This window comes from Bacteroides sp. AM32-11AC, from assembly GCF_003603515.1.
Lineage (GTDB): Bacteria > Bacteroidota > Bacteroidia > Bacteroidales > Bacteroidaceae > Bacteroides > Bacteroides uniformis.
In genome coordinates this window covers 359694-378608 of sequence record NZ_QTNH01000002.1, presented here as the reverse complement: position 1 = coordinate 378608, position 18915 = coordinate 359694, and the positions used below count along the sequence as shown (strand labels likewise).

The following is an 18915-nucleotide window of genomic DNA, read 5'->3' as shown; positions in this document are numbered from 1 at the left end:
ATCTTAGTTGGTTCTTTGTTTTACCGCTTCATAAATCAAAATGCCGGCTGCAACGGAAACATTGAGGGACTCGATGGTTCCCAACATGGGAATTTTCACCCACTCGTCACACAACGCCAGATTGTCATAGGACACCCCCTTGTCTTCGGCACCCATAATGATGCACATCGGACCGGTATAGTCGGCTTTGGTATAGTCGTAATCGCCTTTCTCCGTGGCTGCCACGATATGGAAACCACTATTCTTGAGGAATTGCAGGGTCTCTTTCAGGCTGTGTTCGCGGCAAACGGGCAAAGTGTGCAAGGCTCCTGCCGAAGTTTTCATGGCATCTGCGTTGACTGATACACTGTTCCGTGCAGGGATAATCACGGCATCTACCGCCGCACACTCGCAAGTACGGGCAATGGCGCCGAAATTGCGGACATCCGTGATGCCGTCAAGCATCACAAACAGAGGATTCTTGCCCTGCTCGAAAAGGAAAGGTACCAAGTCCTCCGTCTTCTGGTAAGTGACTGAAGAGATGAAGGCAATCACTCCCTGGTGATTCTTACGCGTCACGCGGTTGATGCGTTCCACCGGAACGCGCTGTACCGGTATCAAAGTCCCTTTCAAGACAGCGAACAGCTCTTTTGACAAATCACTCTGAATGTCCTTCTTTACCAATATCTTGTCTATCTCTTTTCCTGCCTGAATGGCTTCTATCACGGCACGGACGCCGAAAATCATTTCACTGTTATCAACCATATATGGGTATTTACTATTTGACGATTTACTATTTACTATTTGATACTTCCAGCAATGCTCTGGCATTGTTCAGTGCGGCTTCGGTCAGCTTAGCGCCACTCAGCATATGGGCTATTTCTTCCACACGTTCATCGTCGGTCAGACGACGGATGTGACTGTTTGTTTCCGTCTCGTTGTCCTGCTTGTACACCTTATAATGGGCGCGTCCGCGGGCAGCAATCTGGGGCAGATGGGTGATACTGATTACCTGGCGGTCCTGCTCGCCCATCTCCTGCATGATATCCGCCATGCGGTCGGCTATCTCGCCGGAGACTCCGGTATCTATTTCGTCGAATACAATGGTAGGAAGCTTGACGGCACCGGCTATCATTGCTTTGATGGAGAGCATGACGCGGGCTATTTCACCACCCGAAGCTACGGAGGAGACGCTTTGCAATGCCCCGTTCTTATTCGCGGAAAACAAGAAGTTCACAGTATCCGCCCCGTGTATGCCCGGCTCTTTGCGGGCACCTATCTCTACCTGGAAACGGACATTGGGCATGCCCAACGGAACCAGCCGCGCAGCCATCTGCTTCTCCACTTCACGGGCAGCGGCAGTACGCGCCTTGGTGAGGACGGCAGCCTGCTTTTTCACCTTATTATATAAAGCGTCGCAACGCGCTTTCAGTTCCTCGATGTGCTCGTCGGACGAAGTGATGGCGGAGAGTTTGGCGGCGTATTCATCCGTCAGCGCCAGAAGTTCACCGACAGTGGAAACGCGGTGCTTCTGTTGGAGCGTATAAATCAAGTTCAGACGTTCGTTCACTTCATCCAGACGTTCGGGGTTGAACTCTATTTCATCCTCCTTACCCGACACTTCCTGCGAAATATCCTTCAACTCGATATAAGTGCTTTCCATGCGTTCGGCAAGTTCCCCGGCAACCGGATAAACCCTCTGCAGGCCGAGCATCGTATTCAGGCATTCCTTCAGCCCGGACAACAAGCCTCCTTCGTCCGAGTAGAGCGTCTGCCCTACCCGATAGAGTCCGGCCTTTATCTCTTCCGCATGGCTCAGCGTATCTGCCTCTTGCTCCAGCTCCTCCTGCTCACCGGCAGACAAGTGTGCCTCTTCCAACTGTTCCAGTTGGAAACGGATATAGTCTTCGTCCGACTTATCCTGATTGGCACGGGCAACAAGGGCCTCCAAATCCTGCTGTGCCTGCTTCCATGCTCCGAAGATATGCTGGTAAGCAGACAAGGCCTCTTCGTTATGCGACAAGATGTCCAGTACATTCAACTGAAATCCTTCCTTGTTCAGCAATAGGTTCTGATGCTGGGAATGCACGTCAATCAGCTGTTCTCCCAGCTCCTTCATCTGAGCCAATGAAGCAGGCGTGTCATTGATGAATGCCCGGCTCTTGCCCGAAGCGGACACCTCGCGGCGCAGGAGGCATTCTTCCTCGTACTCCAACTCATTCTCCTCAAAGAAAGGCTGCATACCGTAAGCGGAAATATCAAAACGGGCCTCAATAATGCACTTCGAAGCTCCTACACGAATGGCTTTCACATCGGCACGCTGTCCCAGCAGCAGACCGATGGCACCCAGAATAATGGATTTTCCAGCACCGGTCTCACCCGTTATCACCGAGAAACCGCTGCTGAAGCTGATATCGAGCTTTTCAATAAGCGCATAATTCTGTATGTAAAGCGAACGCAACATAAGGATATTGACGATTTGACGATTTACTATTTACTATTTAAATCTTTCACCAGACGGTCTACGATGTCGGCAGCCACTTCGGCTTTGGACTTCAAGGGGTAGTCCGTCTTTCCCTGGTGGTCTATGATACTGATTTTATTGGTATCGCAACGAAAACCGGCTCCCTTGTCGTTCAGGGAGTTCAGCACGATGAAGTCCAGATTCTTGCGGTTGAGCTTGTCTTCCGCATTCATCTGCTCGTTATGAGTCTCAAGGGCAAAGCCTATGAGGAGGCGTTGACAGTGCTCCGCATCGTTCTTCAGATTGCCTAAGAAAGCGGCTATGTCGCGGGTAGGTTTCAAGTTCAAACTCATCTCCCCGGTCTTTTCGCGCTTGATTTTCTCATCCGCCACTTGTTCGGGGGTGTAGTCTGCCACGGCAGCCGTCAAGATGGCGGCATCGGCATGGACAAAGGCGGCAGATGCAGCCTCGAACATCTCCTGCGCCGACTCTACCGCATAGTACTGGTGCATCGGGAAGTAAGTGCCTTGCTGCACCGGACCGGCAATCAGTATCACCTTGGCCCCTCTGGCGGTACATTCATCTGCCAGGGCAAGTCCCATCTTGCCGGAAGAATAGTTGCCGATGAAGCGCACCGGGTCTATCTTCTCATAAGTAGGTCCTGCGGTTATCATCACTGTCTTGCCCACCAGGTCGCCCTCTTTGGCAGCAAAGTACATTTCCAGGTGGCGGATGATATTCTCCGGCTCCTCCATACGGCCTTTCCCCACCAGATGGCTGGCGAGTTCTCCCGTAGCAGGTTCTATGATGTGGTTTCCATAAGAGCGGAGTGTATCCAGATTCTTTTGGGTGGAAGGATGGGCATACATGTCCAGGTCCATGGCAGGCGCCACAAACACCGGAGCTTTGGCGGAAAGATAGGTGGTAATCAGCATATTGTCTGCCACGCCATTCGCCATCTTGCCGATGGTGGAAGCCGTAGCCGGGGCTATCAGCATGGCATCTGCCCACAGACCGAGGTCCACATGGCTGTTCCAGGTACCATCGCGTTGGGCAAAGAACTCACTGATAACCGGTTTGCTGGTCAGGGCAGAGAGCGTGATAGGGGTAATAAATTCTTTTCCGGCAGGCGTAATGACCACCTGCACCTCTGCACCACGCTTAATCAGTCCGCGAATAATATAGCATGCTTTATAGGCGGCAATGCTGCCCGTAATGCCCAATACTATTTTCTTCCCTTTCAGTATATTTGCCATTTATTTCTGAGTCATTTCACGCAGACGTATCTTGGTCAGCGTGGCTTTGGTATTCAGGGTAAAATCACTGTTCAGAATCCAGCTGTAATAGCCGGGATCGCGCTTCAGGACATCGGATACCGACATGCCCTTGTACTTGCCGAAGTTGAATACTTCCACACCTTTGTCATCGTAGACCATACGACCGGCAAAGTCCACATTCTTGTTGAAGCTGGAATAGTCGGCAAGGAAAGCCACGTCATTCTGCAACTCCGGATAGCGGTCCAACTGCGACATCAGCACTTCGTAGGTGGCACGTGTATCAGCCTCTGCCGTATGGGCGTCTTCCAAATTCTTGCCGCAATAGAATTTATAGGCAGCAGATAGCGTGCGTTGCTCCATCTTGTGGAAAATGACCTGCACGTCCACAAACTTGCGGCGGCTCATGTCAATGTCCACACCGGCACGAAGGAACTCTTCCGCCAGGACGGGGATATCAAAACGGTTGGAGTTGAAGCCCGCCAAGTCGCATCCTTCAATGTCATTGGCAATGTTGCGCGCCACTTCCTTGAATGTGGGGCAGTCGGCTATATCGGCATCGTAGATGCCATGAACGGCAGATGCTTCGGCAGGAATGGGCATTTCGGGGTTGATACGCATGGTTTTGGACTCCTCATTCCCGTTGGGATATACCTTGAGGTAACAGATTTCGACAATTCGGTCTGAGTTGATATTGGTACCCGTAGTCTCCAAATCAAAAAAGACTATCGGATTTTTCAGATTCAATTTCATTGTTTTTTCGTTTTATAAGCTCTGGCTATGAGCTATAAATTATAAGTTTAACTTACAAGCCACGAGCTACAAGTACCGTGCGGCATAATTGCGCAGCCACTTGTAGCTCGTAGCTCATAATCCGATTGCTAATATTCATCAGTCATTCAGCATCATCGGCATCAGCAACATCAGCAAGTCTTCGTTCTCTTCCTGCTCTACCGGAATAATGACACCTGCACGTGAAGGATCTGCCAGTTCGATAACGATTTCATCGGCAGAAATGTTATTCAGAATGTCAATCAGGAAAGTGGACTTGAAACCGATGCTCATCGGATTGCCCGCATATTGGCAAACCAGTGTTTCTTCGGCCGATGTAGAGAAGTCGATGTCCTGTGCGGAGATGACAATCAGATTCTCCTGCATACGGAGCTTGATAAGGCTGCTTGCCTGCGAGGAGAAGATGGACACGCGGCGCAAAGCACCGAGCAGTTGCAGGCGGTCTACCGTCACTTTATAAGGGTTGTTCTGCGGAATCACAGAGTTGTAGTTGGGATAGCGCCCTTCAATAAGGCGGCATACCATGCGGTAGCTTTCCAATGTGAACACAGCGTTGCGTTCGTCGAACTCGATAGTCACCATGCCTTGCTCTTTCGGTAGCAGGTTCTTCATCAGGGAAGCCGGCTTCTTGGGCAGGATAAAGGCAGCACGTTCGTTGCCCTTGGCGGCCAGTGTCTTGCAGCGCACCAGTTTATGACCGTCCGATGCCACCATCGTGATATCCTCCGTTGTGATATCGAAATAGATACCGTTCATCACGGGACGAAGTTCGTCATCAGCCGTAGCAAACACGGCACGGTTGATGCCACCCAGCAACACTTGTGCATCCATTTCCACACGTACGGCATTGTCACCCAACATGGCGGACTGCGGGAACTCGTCTGCATTCTGCCCCATCAGGCTGTATTTACCGTTCTGATACTGTACCGTGATTTCAAGGGAATCCGTATTGATTTCAAAAGTCAACGGTTGTTCGGGAATTTCCTTCAAAGCGTCCAAAAGGGTTTTGGCTGTGACGGCAAAACGACCGTCCATATCACTTTCATTCACTTCGACTGTAGTGACCATCGTCGTTTCACTGTCGGAAACAGTTGCAGACAAGGTTCCGTCTTGCAGTTCAAAGAGGAAACAATCCAAAATAGGCAACGCATTCTTCGAATTAATCACACGGCTAATAGCCTGCAAATGACTGGAGAGCGCAGTACTCGAAACGATAAATTTCATATCTTCTGTATATTTAAGTTTTTTATTTTGCTAACGTCTTAGAAACCGTTTTTATATTTTTCAAACTGACGGACAAAGTTAAAAAAAGAATTCCCTACGACAAAGAAATAGCAAGAAAAAACAGCCGAATATTCGTCTCATATTCCTAAAAAATTGTAACTTCGCCGCATCATTTAAAAAGAAAACAATGGAATTTACAGGAAAAATCATCGCTATACTCCAGCCCAGAGGCGGAGTTTCCAAGTCAGGTAACGAATGGAAATCACAAGAATATGTGATTGAAGACCATGGCCAATATCCGCGCAAAATGTGTTTTGACGTATTTGGAGCGGACAAAATCGAACAGTTCAATATTCAGATGGGCGAAGAGCTGACAGTATCTTTTGATGTAGACGCACGCCAATGGCAAGACCGTTGGTTCAACAGTATTCGCGCATGGAAGGTAGAACGCGTAAGCACTGCCGCACCCGCTCCGGGCGCTCCCGTTCCACCGCCGGCTCCCACTGCCGCACCGGAATTCCTCGCAGGGGATGCAAAGGATGACCTGCCGTTCTAAGAATATGTTATAATTCACCACAGATTGCACAGATTAACACAGTTTATTCTAGAATTTTGATAATCAAGAATTTTTAGCTGTGTTAATCTGTGCAATCTGTGGTGAGTGTGTATTTTGACTTTCCTCGTGCTTATTTTCCCTCAGCACTCTACAGAATGACCGATTAATCACCCTTTATAAAGCAATACGATATTCGGATAAACCACCCCTTCTGTACAAGTAAACTGTACTGCAAGCATGAAATGACGGAAGAAGTTGGATTGACGGAAGAAGAAGTTCGGTATCAGACGCACATACGTTTCAGGCTGGCTCAGCATCATCTCCATATCCACCATCATCACAAAATTATATATGGGTGAAAGACTGCCTATACCCTCTTCGTACACCGGTGTTCCGTCTAACACATCTCCACTCTCCACCGCCTCAATATAGGCCGAAAGGCTCAGTGCATCGGGAGCCAGCAACAGACTACCCCGATAGAAACAGGCAAAGGTATAAAGGGCAGACTCCGTGATGCCCGTCAGCTGGGTGAGCAGCGTGTTACGGGGCAACACATATTTAGGGAACTTCCTTGCTTTGGGATACAACGAATTATTTGAAACCACCTTCGGCATAAGCGGAGCATCCTCTTCCTTGGGGGTACTGTAAAGCAGAGACTGCAAGCGGCGTTCCGCTGCCAGTTCATCCTTGAGAGGGATACACATCACGGCGCAAGGCAGCTTGTCCAACGTGTCTTTAGACTGGAACAAGCAAGACATCACGCTCTCGCCCGCATGCTCATTCAAGTAAGCAATCCACTCCTCGTCGCGCTGCTTGATATAGTCTGAATAGGTGGCCTTGGCATACTCCTGACTGGCAGTAAAGCCAAACCAGGAATTTCTGTCAGACATTGCCCAGCGATCGTAAAAGAAAGTGGAAGACGGAAGCAGAGCCCCGGAAAATCCGTCCTCTACCGGCTGCTGCACCCGCAAGGCATTGATAAACGTCTGTGTGGAATCCGACCCATGGCTGATGCCGGAGCAATAAATGGCATCTTCATTGAACTTCATGTCAAACTCCGCCCAACTGCCCAGCTGCGTCTGCGAACGGATACCGTCCGTAGGCTTCCCCATATCCACTCCTTTCATACGCACATAGACCGTGGCAGCCACGTTACTCTGCTTGCCCGCGTACATAGTGCGGAAAGAAGGGAGGTTCATCAGGGACTTTTTGCTGCGCCGCGCATCAATCACATGTTCTATCAAACGCTTCTGGAAACTTACAACCAGAAAATCGGGAGTGAAGTAGGCAGCCAGGAAACGACCGTCTGCCATGGGATAGATACGTATCTCCTCTCCCTTGTAATCGAAATACTTGGAAGGAAACGAACTGGAGCAGTACTTCTCCACAAAAGACTCCACCAACTCATAATCACCCGAACCCAAACTACAATACAATACTTGGTTCATCGGTGTATCCGGCTCGTGAAAGCTAATCAGCATCTTGTTCATCTGTTTACTCAGTCCATGCGGAGTATCCTCCACCAAAGTATACAAATACTTCTTCAAGTAAACAAAAAGCTCCGATACGTATAGAAAATGATTGTCTTTGCTGCAATTCAGTTCATTGATATCTTCCACGAGGTCTGCCATACGGTCGGTTTCGAGTATGGCTGTGGCATCTTGCGGCACCAAAGTATAAAGATTGAAATCCTGCCGGTTCTCCACCGAATTCAACCGCAGGAAGGAATACACGCCAAAACCGGTACATAGCAGCACTATGGACACAACGACAGCTATCTGTATGAGGAGTCGGAGTTTCATGGCATTTATTCATCAACTTTTGGCAAAAATAGCATTTTCTACTAATAAAACAAAACAAATGTTTCAAAAAGTTTAGAAATCTATTTCAAGTCCATCGTAGGCAAAGTGTACATGGGGTGGCAGCTGCTTTTCGATGTCGGCATGAAGCCCTGCATGATGGCTCATATGGATGAAATAGGTCTCTTTGGCACCAATACGTCCGGCAGCCTCCAACGCCTCCGAAATACTCTGGTGCGTAGGATGCGGCTTTGGCCGTAAAGCATTCATTACCAAAACGTCCAAGCCCTTCAATTGTTCATAAGATTCCTCAGGCATCATGTGCATATCCGTGATATATCCCAGCCGGCCGCCAATGCGGTAGCCCAGGATGGGAAGCCTGCCGTGCATCACCCGTAAAGGCAGCACTTCCGTCCGGTTGATGTGGAACACCTGCCCCGCCTCCACTTCCTGCAGATAGATACGCGGAACTCCCGGATATACCTTATCGACAAAGCAGTAAGGCATCCTTGCCCGCAGATGGGCAGCAGTGTAGGCATCGGAATAGATAGGGATATCGGCAAAACGACCGAACGGGCGCAAATCATCCAGACCACCCACATGGTCATAGTGTTCGTGTGTCACCAGTACGCCGTCTATCTTCTCAAAAGAAGAAGCACGCAGCATCTGTTCCCTGAAGTCAGGACCACAATCTATCAATATCACCGCATCATCCGTATGCAGCAGGGATGACGCACGCAAGCGGTTGTCCCGCGGGTCAGTGGAAGTGCAGACCGGACAAGTACAGCCTATCTCAGGCACACCGGTCGAAGTTCCACTTCCTAATATTCTGAGTTTTCCCATTGACTAAATCAAATAAATTTCTAAAATCAGGTTATATACAACAATGTTTGGGTGTGTCAAAACTCTCTTACTATTTTATCAAACAAACTTCCGGGTGAATATCAATGCCGAATTTCTCGCGGACAGAAGCCCGCACGGCATCCGAAAGAGCGACAATATCCGCTCCCGTGGCACCACCCGAGTTCACCAGCACCAACGCCTGCCGGCCGTGCACCGCAGCAGGCCCCAGCGCCTTGCCTTTCCAGCCACACCGGTCTATCATCCAGGCAGCCGGTATCTTTACCCGACCGGCATCCACATCATAGTGGGGCATGTCCGGATATTCCCGTTGCAAAGACTCGAACTGCCGACGCGGCACGATGGGGTTCATAAAAAAACTACCCGCATTGCCCAGCACCTTCGGGTCGGGCAACTTGCTTTGACGGATGTCTATAATCACGCGGCGCAAAATTTCCAGATTCAGCACCGGATATTTCTCCAGCTCCTGCCGGATAGTACCGTAATCCAATGTATAATGTTCCCGTTTACCCAGGCAGAAGTTCACGTAAGTCACAAACACGGTCTTCATCTCCGGTTGCTTAAACAAGCTCTTTCTGTAGGAGTAGCCGCATTCGTCCACCCCGTAGATACGCTTCTCCCTTGCCATGTTTATGGTTTCCACGGATGTTATCAGGTCCTTTACTTCCACACCATAGGCACCGATATTCTGTACTGCGCTCGCCCCCACCTCACCCGGTATCAGCGAAAGGTTCTCGGCACCATACCAATGCCGCTCCACACAGTAGGCCACAAAATCGTCCCATACCACACCGGCGCCCACACGCACCGACACGTGCTCCTCATCCTCTGACGTCACCTCCAGGCCACCGATACGTGAATGCAGCACCGTGCCTTCATAATCCTTAATAAAGAGCAGGTTGCTCCCTCCACCGATATGCAGCCAGGGCGCAACGACCTGTCCTGCTGCAATCAGCTCCCGCAGTTCATCCTCCGAACCGTATTCCAGAAATCTTGCAGCAGTAACGTCAATTCCAAATGTATTGGGTATCTTCCTCAAACCTTTCCTCCTTTATTTTAAATGCTCGTGTCTTCATATTTGTACAGCTCCCATCCCTTACTGCGTTTGCGGAAATAGAAGATATTGGAGTATCCGTTGCCTATGCCATTTACCTTCAGTATTTTGGTATCCGACAAGTCCTCATTCTTCTGTCCGTAATTGATATTAGACAATCTGTCGGTAGGCATTACCGGACGAAAGGCATACCACTGGTCCACATCCAAAGTAGTTTCCAGAATAGAAAACTCGTCATCAGGGTCTATGGTGATGAATTGTAGCGGATGCCTGATATGCTTGCTCTGATAGACACTGTCCGTCACAAAACGGGTATAGAATTCCACGAAGTCCTCATTTTCACCTTTCTCCATCTCGCGCAGGTTAATGGCCTCGAGCATCCACATTCCCCGCTTCCGCTCAAAATAATAACGCTTCACCATACGCGTTTTCAAGAAAATCCACTCCACTTGCACCGATGTCAGCGTAGTATCGCCCACCATGTCCATATCCTCTTCCTTATCAAAAAGCAAGGTGTAATAGTTCTGCTTGGTAAACAGATAATCATGCTTCCAAAACTCTTCCTCTATCTTTGACGGCGTGTCACGATTGTAATAGGGCAAAGGAAATACCGTCCTCTGCCTTTGCAGGGCATCATCCGAAGCATAATTGAAGATAAAATCATCAAACAGCTCGTCTGCCTCCATCGGCTTCGGTTCTTCCTTCACTTCTGCTTCCAGCAGCGTATCGGCCTTGTGACCGGCCGAATCCACCATTTCCGTAATGGTAGCAAAGGGATCCATTTTCGCCTTTTTGTTTCCGCACGAAATCAAAAAGGTGAACAACAAAAATCCCAATAAAAGTTTTTTCATTCTTTACGGACCGCTTACGGTCACTTGTTTAATTTAGCTCTTAATTTCTCAAGCATGTCTACGGTCATGGACTCCAGGTCGTACTGCGGCATCCAGTCCCATTCCTCGCGTGCACAAGAGTCATCCAGAGAGTCGGGCCAGCTGTCGGCAATGGCCTGCTTCAGCGGATCAATCTCGTATGCCATCTCAAAATCAGGCATATGCTTCTTAATTTCCTGATAAATCTGTTCCGGGTCAAAACTCATGGAGGCGATGTTGAAAGCGTTGCGGTGCTTCAGCCTTGCCGGTGCCGCTTCCATCAGCGAGATGGCCGCGTTCAGTGCGTCGGGCATATACATCATATCCATATACGTGCCGGCCTTCACCGGACATACGAATTTTTCTCCCTTCACGGCAGAGTAGAAAATATCCACCGCATAGTCCGTAGTGCCGCCACCCGGAGGGGTCACGTTCGAAATGATTCCCGGAAAACGTACCGAGCGTGTATCCACACCATATTTTGTATAGTAATAGTCACTCAACAATTCAGTCGTCACTTTTGTCACCCCATACATGGTACGCGGACGCTGGATAGTGTCCTGCGGTGTCTTCACATGAGGCGTAGCTTCGCCGAACGAACCGATGGAACTCGGAGTAAACACGGCACAATTGTACTCACGTGCCACTTCCAGTACATTCCACAACCCGTCGATACCGATTTTCCAAGCCATGGCCGGACGGCTTTCGGCAACTACCGAGAGCAAGGCAGCCAGGTTGTAGATAGTATCAATCTTGAACTGACGTGCCACCACCTCGATGGACTGACGGTCTGTCACGTCGGCAATGGCCGAAGGGCCGGATGCTTTCAATTCTCCCTTGGGCATAGCACTCGGAATGTATCCTGCCACAACATGGTCATCGCCATAACGTTTGCGCAACTCCAGCGTGAGTTCCGACCCAATCTGTCCGGTAGCTCCAATTACCAAAATATTCTTCATACGAGTTATTTATAAGGTTTCGTTATTATATATGGTGCAAATATACATACTTTTTTTTCATATTTCTGCCATATTGATATTGTTTATTCCAAGAAAAATGATGTTCTTTGTGGGAAATGTAATGACAACGTATTACCTAAAAAATAAAATGCTATGTACGGTAAAATGAAAGACCATCTCAGCAAGACACTTGCTGAAATAAAAGAAGCCGGACTCTACAAGGAAGAGCGACTGATTGAGAGTGCACAACAAGCTGCCATCAGCGTAAAAGGCAAAGAGGTGCTGAACTTCTGTGCCAACAATTACCTGGGACTGTCCAACCACCCGCGGCTGATTGCCGCCGCCCAGCAGATTATGGAACGCCGCGGATACGGCATGTCGTCCGTACGCTTCATCTGCGGAACGCAGGACATCCACAAGGAGCTGGAAGCAGCCATCTCCGACTACTTCAAGACTGAAGACACCATTCTCTACGCCGCTTGTTTCGACGCCAATGGCGGTGTGTTCGAGCCCCTCTTCACCGAGGAAGACGCCATCATCTCGGACTCCCTGAACCATGCTTCCATCATTGACGGCGTACGCCTCTGCAAAGCCAAACGCTATCGCTACGCCAATGCCGACATGGCCGACCTGGAAAGATGCCTGCAGGAAGCCCAGGCACAGCGTTTCCGTATCGTAGTTACGGACGGGGTATTCTCCATGGACGGCAACGTTGCCCCGATGGACTGCATTTGCGACCTTGCCGAGAAATACGACGCGCTGGTCATGGTGGACGAATCACACTCTGCCGGCGTGGTAGGCCCTACGGGACACGGCGTAAGCGAACAATACGGCACCTACGGACGCGTAGACATCTATACCGGAACTTTGGGCAAAGCCTTTGGCGGCGCTTTGGGAGGATTCACTACCGGACGCAAGGAAATCATCGACCTGCTACGCCAACGCAGCCGTCCGTACCTCTTCTCCAACTCATTGGCTCCGGGCATCATCGGCGCCAGCCTCGAGGTATTCAAGATGCTCAAAGAGAGCAATGCCCTGCATGACAAACTGCTGGAAAACGTGAACTACTTCCGCGACAAGATGACCGCCGCCGGTTTCGACATCAAGCCGACACAAAGCGCCATCTGCGCCGTCATGCTGTATGATGCCAAACTCTCCCAGATTTATGCCGCCCGCATGCAGGAAGAGGGCATCTACGTCACCGGTTTCTACTACCCCGTAGTGCCCAAAGACCAGGCACGCATCCGCGTACAAATCTCTGCCGGACACGAAAAGGAGCATCTGGACAAATGTATCGCTGCATTTATTAAGGTGGGGAAAGAACTGGGAGTGCTGAAATGAGTGATGAGTTATAAGTTATTTGCTTGTGCTTTCCCTTGCGGATATAAGCCCTTCATCAACAAATAACTCACAACTTATAACTCATAACTAAAAAAAATCCCGCGACTAAAATTAGCCGCGGGATTTTTTTTAGTTTCTCTCTTATCTACGTTCTCCCAGTTTTGAGTCAACGAAGAAGATTCCGGCATCACCGGCTTTCTTTATCATATCTACAATGCCGTCGGCAGTAGCTTCTTCTTCTACCTGCTCGCGCACGAATCCCCAAAGGAAGTCTTGTGTAGCCTTATCTTTTTCGGCAGAGGCAACATCTACCAATTCATCAATCATTTTGGAAACACGGCGTTCGTGCTGGGCTACCTGCTCGAACACTTCCAGTGGAGTACCGAAGTCATTGGGAACAACATCAATCTTGTCCAGTTTGGCCTTACCGCCACGCTTGATGATATAAGAAGCCATTTCACAAGCATGAGCTTTTTCTTCAGAAGCCTGCTTCTTCAACCAGGAAGCCATGCCGTTATAACCTTCTTTCTCCATATAGAAAGACATTGCCAGATAAAGGTTGGAAGACCACATCTCAGCCGTAATCTGCTCATTAATTGCATTCTGTAATTTTTCTGTAATCATAATCGTATTTATTTAAATTGAAATCATTACAAAAGTAACAAGAAACCTTAAAAGTTGTTCACGCAATAACATTTTTTATATAAAAACAGAAGCCTTGGTATAATAAATGCTTCGCCATTCATGCAACGCATCTCCAGCCTCTCTATACCAGCTCGTCCGACGTATATCCTTGAGGCAGCTCACGGCAGTTATAGCCCGAAGCCATAATTTCGCCATAAGCCCCTGCCGAACGGAGGGCGATAAGGTCGCCACGCTTCACCCCATTCAAATCAATAGCCTTACCGAATACATCAGAAGACTCACAGATGGGCCCTACGACATCATAAGCCTGAACCGGCGCATCCGAAGTGATATTCTCTATCTTATGGAACGCTTGGTAGAGTGCCGGACGAATCAAATCCGTCATGCCGGCATCCAGAATGGCAAACTGCTTGTTGGTGCCCTGCTTCACATAAAGCACCTGCGAAATCAATGAACCGCATTGTCCCACTACCGCACGTCCCAGCTCGAAGTGGAGCGTCTGGTGGGGACGGAGTTTCAGATGGCTGTTGTAAGTCTCGAAGTAGCTTTTGAAGTCGGGTATCGGCTGACGGTTGGGGTGACCGTAATCAATGCCGAGTCCGCCCCCCACATTGACGTGCTCGATGCGGATATGGCGAGCTTCCAGCTTATCCTGCAATTCGTTGACGCGGTTACACAAAGCCACGAAATCGCCCATATCCAATATTTGGGAACCGATGTGGAAATGCAGTCCGATGAATCTCAGGTTCTTCATATTCTGCGCAATGTCTATCACATGGTCCATATCCTGCATGCTGATACCAAACTTGTTTTCGGCCAGCCCAGTGGTAATATTGGCATGGGTATGGGCACCTACATTGGGATTGATACGGAAAGCCACATTGGCCACCTTACCTTTAGCGGCAGCCAGCTCGTTGATAATCTCCAGCTCGGGGACAGACTCCACATTAAAGCAGAAAATGTCATAATCCAGCCCCAGATTGATTTCCCAATCAGCCTTGCCCACCCCTGCAAAAACAATCTTGCCAGTGGGAAAACCTGCCTTGATGGCTGCACGGATTTCACCGCCACTTACACAGTCGGCACCCAAGCCGTTCTCGCGGATAATGGCAAGCACCTTGGGATTGGCATTGGCCTTCACAGCATAATGCACCGAATAGTTACCATATCGGGCAGCTTCCGTACGGATGCACGAAAGTGTGTCGCGCAAGACCTTTGTGTCGTAGTAATAGAAGGGAGTACGCAATTCGCGGAATTTATGGATAGGGAATGTTCCTTTCATATAATAATCGTAATCTTTGTTTAGTTTAAAAAAAGGAAGATGAAAGAGGTGTCTACAAATAATTTTTCAGACGCAGATGACGCAGATTACACAAATAGGAAGCAAAAAGAATCTGCGTCATCTGTGTAATCTGCGTCTGAAAAATATCAAGAGTTATTCCTCATTGAACAGCGCATCACTGAGTGACTGCAACGCTGCCTTCTTGTCGCACTCGCGGATGAGGAAAGAAATATTATAGTTGCTACCACCGAAAGAAATCATACGTACCGGTATGTCGCGCATGGCATCCAATGCCTTGGCTTCGAAACCGACATTTTCCCATTCGAGGTCGCCCACCACGCAGATGATGCACATGTCCTTGTCCACCGTCACTGTGCCATACTTCTTCAAGTCATCCAGAATTTCATTGAGATGCTTCACATTATCGATAGATACGGACACACCCACTTCTGAAGTACAAATCATATCGATGGAAGTCTGGTAGCTCTCGAATATCTCGAAAACCTTACGCAAGAATCCGTGAGCAAGCAACATGCGGCTGGATTTTATCTTGATGGCCGTAATGTTGTCCTTGGCAGCCACCGCCTTAATCTTACCCTTCTCCGTATCATTGGAAATCAGCGTACCCGGAGCAGTGGGGTCCATCGTATTGAGCAGACGGACGGGGATATTGGCATACTTGGCAGGCTGGATGCAGGTAGGGTGCAGAATCTTGGCACCGAAGTATGCCAGCTCGGCGGCCTCTTCGAAATGCAGATGACGCACCGGCGCAGTCTTGTCCACAATACGGGGGTCGTTGTTGTGCATGCCGTCGATATCCGTCCAAATCTGGATTTCGGAAGCGTTGATGGCAGCACCAATCAGCGAAGCCGTATAGTCGCTTCCGCCACGCTGCAGATTGTCTATCTCGCCGTAGGCATTGCGGCAGATGTACCCCTGAGTGATATAAATCTCAGCATCCGGATGCAGTTCCAGCTGAACTTGGAGCTTGTCCTTGATATAGACCGGATCGGGCTCGGCATTCTTGTCCGTACGCATGTATTCTAAAGCCGGAAGCAATACAGACTTCACGCCGCATTCCTGCAGATAGTAGTTCATCATGGCGGTGGAAATCAACTCGCCCTGAGCCAACACCACTTTCTCCTCAAACAGAGTGAAGAGGTCTTTGGTATAAGAACGGATATAGTCAAAATGTGATTTGATGAGTTCCAGGCCTTTCTGTTTATACTCCGGAGTAGCAAAGAGTTCATCAATGTGCTGGCGATATTTACTTTCCAGCTTGTTGATAATCTCGTTGGCACCTTCCGGATTCTTCTTGTACAGATAGTCCGAAATCTCAACCAATGTGTTTGTGGTACCCGACATGGCAGAGAGAACCACAATCTTACGTTCACCATCGGTAATCAATTTGGCCACTTCCTTCATTCGCTGAGCCGAACCTACTGAAGTACCTCCAAACTTTAAAACTTTCATTTTCGTTCCTGTATTAATTAGTTTATAGTTACAAGCTACGAGCTACAAGTAGGCAGCTGCGGAGCTTTATCGTTAATTTCTGTTCTTTATAAGAATCAGTAGTTAGAGATAACTACTTAACTACTAATCATTGGTTATTGCAGGGGCGTATTCTGCTGTAACATCAGTCATCAGATGGTCTGCGCACCGGTACACCTTGCCGGGAAACTCTCGCAGCAGCTGCAGGTTGTGCGTGGTCATCACCACCAGTGCGCCGGCTTCACTGATGCCGTGCAGAAGTTCTGCAATGGCATGTCCGGTTTCCGAATCCAGGTTTCCGGTAGGCTCATCCGCAAGGATTATCTCCGGAGAGTTGAGCACTGCACGCGCAATCACAATGCGCTGTTGCTCACCACCCGACAGTTCATTAGGCAGCTTATATCCTTTGTTGCTCATCCCCACCAGGTTCAACACCTCTTCTATTTTGTCCTTAATCTCCCCTTTGCTCTTCCAACCGGTAGCACGGAGAACAAATTCAAGGTTGTCGTACACCGTACGGTCTGTCAGCAACTGGAAGTCCTGGAATACGATTCCCAGCTTGCGGCGCAACTGCGGGATGTGCTTACGCTTAATATGGAGCATGTCATACCCCAATACTTCAGCCTCGCCCGATGCAATATCCAGTTCGCCATAGAAAGTCTTGAGCAGGCTCGTCTTGCCGGAGCCCACTTTACCTACCAGGTACACGAACTCCCCTTTGTGAAGTTCCAAATTCACATCGTTCAGTACGCACAACTCCTGCTGGTGTATCTCTACGTCCGTATATCTTATCAGCGCCTCGCCCACCCCCATTTTAATTATTAATTTTTAATTACTTAATGTTTCTTCCACGTCGCACTGTGACGTTCCTCCAATTCACGCGCAAGGTCTTCAATGCGGTATCCTTTGGATGTGAGCAGCACGATGAGGTGATACAACAAATCAGCTCCTTCATAAATCAGGCGTTCGTCCGTACCGTTGCAAGCCTCAATGACGGTTTCCACAGCCTCTTCGCCTACCTTCTGTGCCATTTTGTTGATACCGGACTGGAAAAGACTGGTCGTATAGGAACCTTCGGGCATTTCATCATAACGCTTACAGATGAAATCCTGAAGAAGCTTTAGAAACATAACCGGCTGTTCGTTCTTCTCACCCCAGCAAGTATCTGTACCGGTATGGCAAACCGGGCCTACGGGATGTACCTGCACCAGTAACGTATCCCGGTCACAGTCTTCCTTCATGGAAACCACATTCAGGAAGTTGCCACTCTCCTCGCCTTTCGTCCAAAGGCGGTTCTTGGTACGGCTGAAGAAAGTCACCTTTCCAGTTTCCACCGTCTTGTCATAAGCCTCCTTGTTCATGAAGCCAAGCATCAGCACCTTAGCGGTATCTGCATCTTGTATAATCGCCGGAACGAGTCCGTTCATCTTGTCAAAATCCATTCTATTTACGATTTAGCTATTTACTATTTACGATTGATATTACTTTAAGTGACTGGAGACTTATGATTTGCTTGAGTAATCCCAATCGTAAATCGTAAATCGTCCAATCGTAAACTCACCTTCATCTTCTCATCGCAATTCCTTGGGCACAAAGATACGATTTTAATTCGGGAATTTTGATTTCTCCGAAATGAAAAACACTGGCTGCCAGGGCAGCATCAGCTTTTCCCTGCAAAAAGACGTCACGAAAATGTTCTTTGGCACCTGCCCCTCCCGATGCAATGATGGGGATGGACAATCCGTCGGCAAGGCTGGAAAGCGCTTCATTGGCATAACCGGTCTTGACACCGTCGTGATTCATGCTGGTGAACAATATCTCGCCCGCACCACGTTCCTGGGCTTCTTTTGTCCACGCAAACAGTTCCTTATCCGTTTCCACACGACCACCGTTCAAGTAGCACCGCCATCCCTTCTCTGTCTGTTTGGCATCAACTGCCAGTACACAAACCTGAGAACCGAAGTTCTTCGCAATCTCGTCTATCAATCCGGGACGGCGGATAGCAGAGGAATTGATGGAGATTTTATCGGCACCTGCATGCAGTAGCCTATCCACGTCACCCAGTTCATGAATGCCTCCACCTACTGTAAAAGGAATGCTGATATTCGCAGCTATGCGTTTCACCAATTCAGTGAAAGTCTTACGGCCTTCAAAACTGGCTGTGATGTCGAGAAAAACCAGTTCGTCGGCACCCTGCTCACTATAAGCACGCGCCAGTTCTACCGGGTCGCCCGCCTGGCGGAGGTTCACGAAATTGGTACCTTTCACGGTCTGCCCATCTTTAATGTCGAGGCAAGGAATGATTCTTTTTGCTAACACGGCGGT

18 protein-coding genes are annotated in these 18915 nt (G+C 49.0%); 2 read left to right on the top strand and 16 right to left on the bottom strand.

Annotated elements, in window-relative coordinates:
• Positions 1-3: 3 nt before the first annotated feature.
• The 5 genes from rlmB to dnaN all read right to left on the bottom strand — a co-directional run bounded on the left by rlmB (position 4) and on the right by dnaN (position 5733).
• A complete protein-coding gene (rlmB, locus tag DW800_RS03585; RefSeq protein WP_005831382.1) occupies positions 4-744 on the bottom strand; it encodes a 23S rRNA (guanosine(2251)-2'-O)-methyltransferase RlmB in 741 nt (246 codons plus the stop codon).
• Positions 745-772: 28 nt separating this feature from the next.
• Positions 773-2443, bottom strand: a complete 1671-nt coding sequence (gene recN / locus DW800_RS03580; protein ID WP_087333018.1) for a DNA repair protein RecN — start codon at positions 2441-2443, stop codon at positions 773-775.
• A gap of 26 nt (positions 2444-2469) precedes the next feature.
• Positions 2470-3699 (bottom strand): bifunctional phosphopantothenoylcysteine decarboxylase/phosphopantothenate--cysteine ligase CoaBC, encoded by a 1230-nt coding sequence (gene coaBC / locus DW800_RS03575; protein ID WP_117689191.1) that lies wholly within the window; start codon positions 3697-3699, stop codon positions 2470-2472.
• Entirely contained in the window at positions 3700-4470 is a 771-nt protein-coding gene (locus DW800_RS03570) for a 3'-5' exonuclease (protein ID WP_005831385.1), read from the bottom strand.
• Positions 4471-4608: 138 nt separating this feature from the next.
• The gene (gene dnaN / locus DW800_RS03565; protein ID WP_005831387.1) at positions 4609-5733 is read right to left on the bottom strand and encodes a DNA polymerase III subunit beta; all 1125 of its coding nucleotides are present in this window, start codon (positions 5731-5733) and stop codon (positions 4609-4611) included.
• A 187-nt stretch (positions 5734-5920) separates the two neighbouring features.
• Here dnaN and DW800_RS03560 point away from each other — a divergent pair, with 187 nt between their 5' ends.
• Positions 5921-6289, top strand: coding sequence for a DUF3127 domain-containing protein (locus DW800_RS03560; RefSeq protein WP_005831391.1), 369 nt, complete (start codon positions 5921-5923; stop codon positions 6287-6289).
• A gap of 167 nt (positions 6290-6456) precedes the next feature.
• Here the strand turns inward: DW800_RS03560 and DW800_RS03555 are convergent, their stop codons facing one another.
• From DW800_RS03555 to DW800_RS03535, 5 genes are all read right to left on the bottom strand, one after another.
• Positions 6457-8091 carry a DUF3352 domain-containing protein gene (locus DW800_RS03555; protein WP_005831393.1) on the bottom strand — a complete coding sequence of 545 codons (1635 nt, stop codon included), beginning with the start codon at positions 8089-8091 and terminating at the stop codon, positions 6457-6459.
• Positions 8092-8163: 72 nt separating this feature from the next.
• Complete coding sequence (locus DW800_RS03550) at positions 8164-8931, bottom strand: MBL fold metallo-hydrolase (RefSeq protein ID WP_005832365.1); 768 nt, start codon at positions 8929-8931, stop codon at positions 8164-8166.
• Positions 8932-9001: 70 nt separating this feature from the next.
• Positions 9002-9988, bottom strand: a complete 987-nt coding sequence (gene murB / locus DW800_RS03545; protein ID WP_016274343.1) for a UDP-N-acetylmuramate dehydrogenase — start codon at positions 9986-9988, stop codon at positions 9002-9004.
• Positions 9989-10005: 17 nt separating this feature from the next.
• A complete protein-coding gene (locus DW800_RS03540; RefSeq protein ID WP_005831399.1) occupies positions 10006-10854 on the bottom strand; it encodes a DUF4348 domain-containing protein in 849 nt (282 codons plus the stop codon).
• Between the two features lie 20 nt (positions 10855-10874).
• The gene (locus tag DW800_RS03535) at positions 10875-11831 is read right to left on the bottom strand and encodes an NAD-dependent epimerase/dehydratase family protein (protein WP_005831407.1); all 957 of its coding nucleotides are present in this window, start codon (positions 11829-11831) and stop codon (positions 10875-10877) included.
• A gap of 153 nt (positions 11832-11984) precedes the next feature.
• Here DW800_RS03535 and kbl point away from each other — a divergent pair, with 153 nt between their 5' ends.
• Positions 11985-13172: a glycine C-acetyltransferase gene (kbl, locus tag DW800_RS03530; RefSeq protein ID WP_016274341.1), complete on the top strand. Its 1188-nt coding sequence runs from the start codon at positions 11985-11987 to the stop codon at positions 13170-13172.
• Positions 13173-13313: 141 nt separating this feature from the next.
• Here the strand turns inward: kbl and DW800_RS03525 are convergent, their stop codons facing one another.
• The 6 genes from DW800_RS03525 to hisF all read right to left on the bottom strand — a co-directional run bounded on the left by DW800_RS03525 (position 13314) and on the right by hisF (position 18909).
• Positions 13314-13796: a ferritin gene (locus DW800_RS03525; protein ID WP_005831414.1), complete on the bottom strand. Its 483-nt coding sequence runs from the start codon at positions 13794-13796 to the stop codon at positions 13314-13316.
• A gap of 142 nt (positions 13797-13938) precedes the next feature.
• On the bottom strand, positions 13939-15099 hold the full coding sequence (lysA, locus tag DW800_RS03520) for a diaminopimelate decarboxylase (RefSeq protein ID WP_005831416.1): 1161 nt from the start codon (positions 15097-15099) through the stop codon (positions 13939-13941).
• 153 nt (positions 15100-15252) lie between these two features.
• The gene (locus DW800_RS03515; RefSeq protein ID WP_005831418.1) at positions 15253-16572 is read right to left on the bottom strand and encodes an aspartate kinase; all 1320 of its coding nucleotides are present in this window, start codon (positions 16570-16572) and stop codon (positions 15253-15255) included.
• Between the two features lie 123 nt (positions 16573-16695).
• The gene (locus DW800_RS03510) at positions 16696-17403 is read right to left on the bottom strand and encodes a cell division ATP-binding protein FtsE (RefSeq protein ID WP_005831420.1); all 708 of its coding nucleotides are present in this window, start codon (positions 17401-17403) and stop codon (positions 16696-16698) included.
• 23 nt (positions 17404-17426) lie between these two features.
• A complete protein-coding gene (hisIE, locus tag DW800_RS03505) occupies positions 17427-18032 on the bottom strand; it encodes a bifunctional phosphoribosyl-AMP cyclohydrolase/phosphoribosyl-ATP diphosphatase HisIE (RefSeq protein WP_009038209.1) in 606 nt (201 codons plus the stop codon).
• Positions 18033-18153: 121 nt separating this feature from the next.
• Complete coding sequence (hisF, locus tag DW800_RS03500; protein WP_005832373.1) at positions 18154-18909, bottom strand: imidazole glycerol phosphate synthase subunit HisF; 756 nt, start codon at positions 18907-18909, stop codon at positions 18154-18156.
• Positions 18910-18915 lie beyond the last annotated feature (6 nt).

Excerpts from the sequence above, each read along its gene's own strand:
- rlmB (WP_005831382.1), bottom strand. The coding sequence starts at position 744 with ATGGTTGATAACAGTGAAATGATTTTCGGCGTCCGTGCCGTGATAGAA.
- recN (WP_087333018.1), bottom strand. The coding sequence starts at position 2,443 with ATGTTGCGTTCGCTTTACATACAGAATTATGCGCTTATTGAAAAGCTC.
- coaBC (WP_117689191.1), bottom strand. The coding sequence starts at position 3,699 with ATGGCAAATATACTGAAAGGGAAGAAAATAGTATTGGGCATTACGGGC.
- DW800_RS03570 (WP_005831385.1), bottom strand. The coding sequence starts at position 4,470 with ATGAAATTGAATCTGAAAAATCCGATAGTCTTTTTTGATTTGGAGACT.
- dnaN (WP_005831387.1), bottom strand. The coding sequence starts at position 5,733 with ATGAAATTTATCGTTTCGAGTACTGCGCTCTCCAGTCATTTGCAGGCT.
- DW800_RS03560 (WP_005831391.1), top strand. The coding sequence starts at position 5,921 with ATGGAATTTACAGGAAAAATCATCGCTATACTCCAGCCCAGAGGCGGA.
- DW800_RS03555 (WP_005831393.1), bottom strand. The coding sequence starts at position 8,091 with ATGAAACTCCGACTCCTCATACAGATAGCTGTCGTTGTGTCCATAGTG.
- DW800_RS03550 (WP_005832365.1), bottom strand. The coding sequence starts at position 8,931 with ATGGGAAAACTCAGAATATTAGGAAGTGGAACTTCGACCGGTGTGCCT.
- DW800_RS03540 (WP_005831399.1), bottom strand. The coding sequence starts at position 10,854 with ATGAAAAAACTTTTATTGGGATTTTTGTTGTTCACCTTTTTGATTTCG.
- DW800_RS03535 (WP_005831407.1), bottom strand. The coding sequence starts at position 11,831 with ATGAAGAATATTTTGGTAATTGGAGCTACCGGACAGATTGGGTCGGAA.
- kbl (WP_016274341.1), top strand. The coding sequence starts at position 11,985 with ATGTACGGTAAAATGAAAGACCATCTCAGCAAGACACTTGCTGAAATA.
- DW800_RS03525 (WP_005831414.1), bottom strand. The coding sequence starts at position 13,796 with ATGATTACAGAAAAATTACAGAATGCAATTAATGAGCAGATTACGGCT.
- lysA (WP_005831416.1), bottom strand. The coding sequence starts at position 15,099 with ATGAAAGGAACATTCCCTATCCATAAATTCCGCGAATTGCGTACTCCC.
- DW800_RS03515 (WP_005831418.1), bottom strand. The coding sequence starts at position 16,572 with ATGAAAGTTTTAAAGTTTGGAGGTACTTCAGTAGGTTCGGCTCAGCGA.
- DW800_RS03510 (WP_005831420.1), bottom strand. The coding sequence starts at position 17,403 with ATGGGGGTGGGCGAGGCGCTGATAAGATATACGGACGTAGAGATACAC.
- hisIE (WP_009038209.1), bottom strand. The coding sequence starts at position 18,032 with ATGGATTTTGACAAGATGAACGGACTCGTTCCGGCGATTATACAAGAT.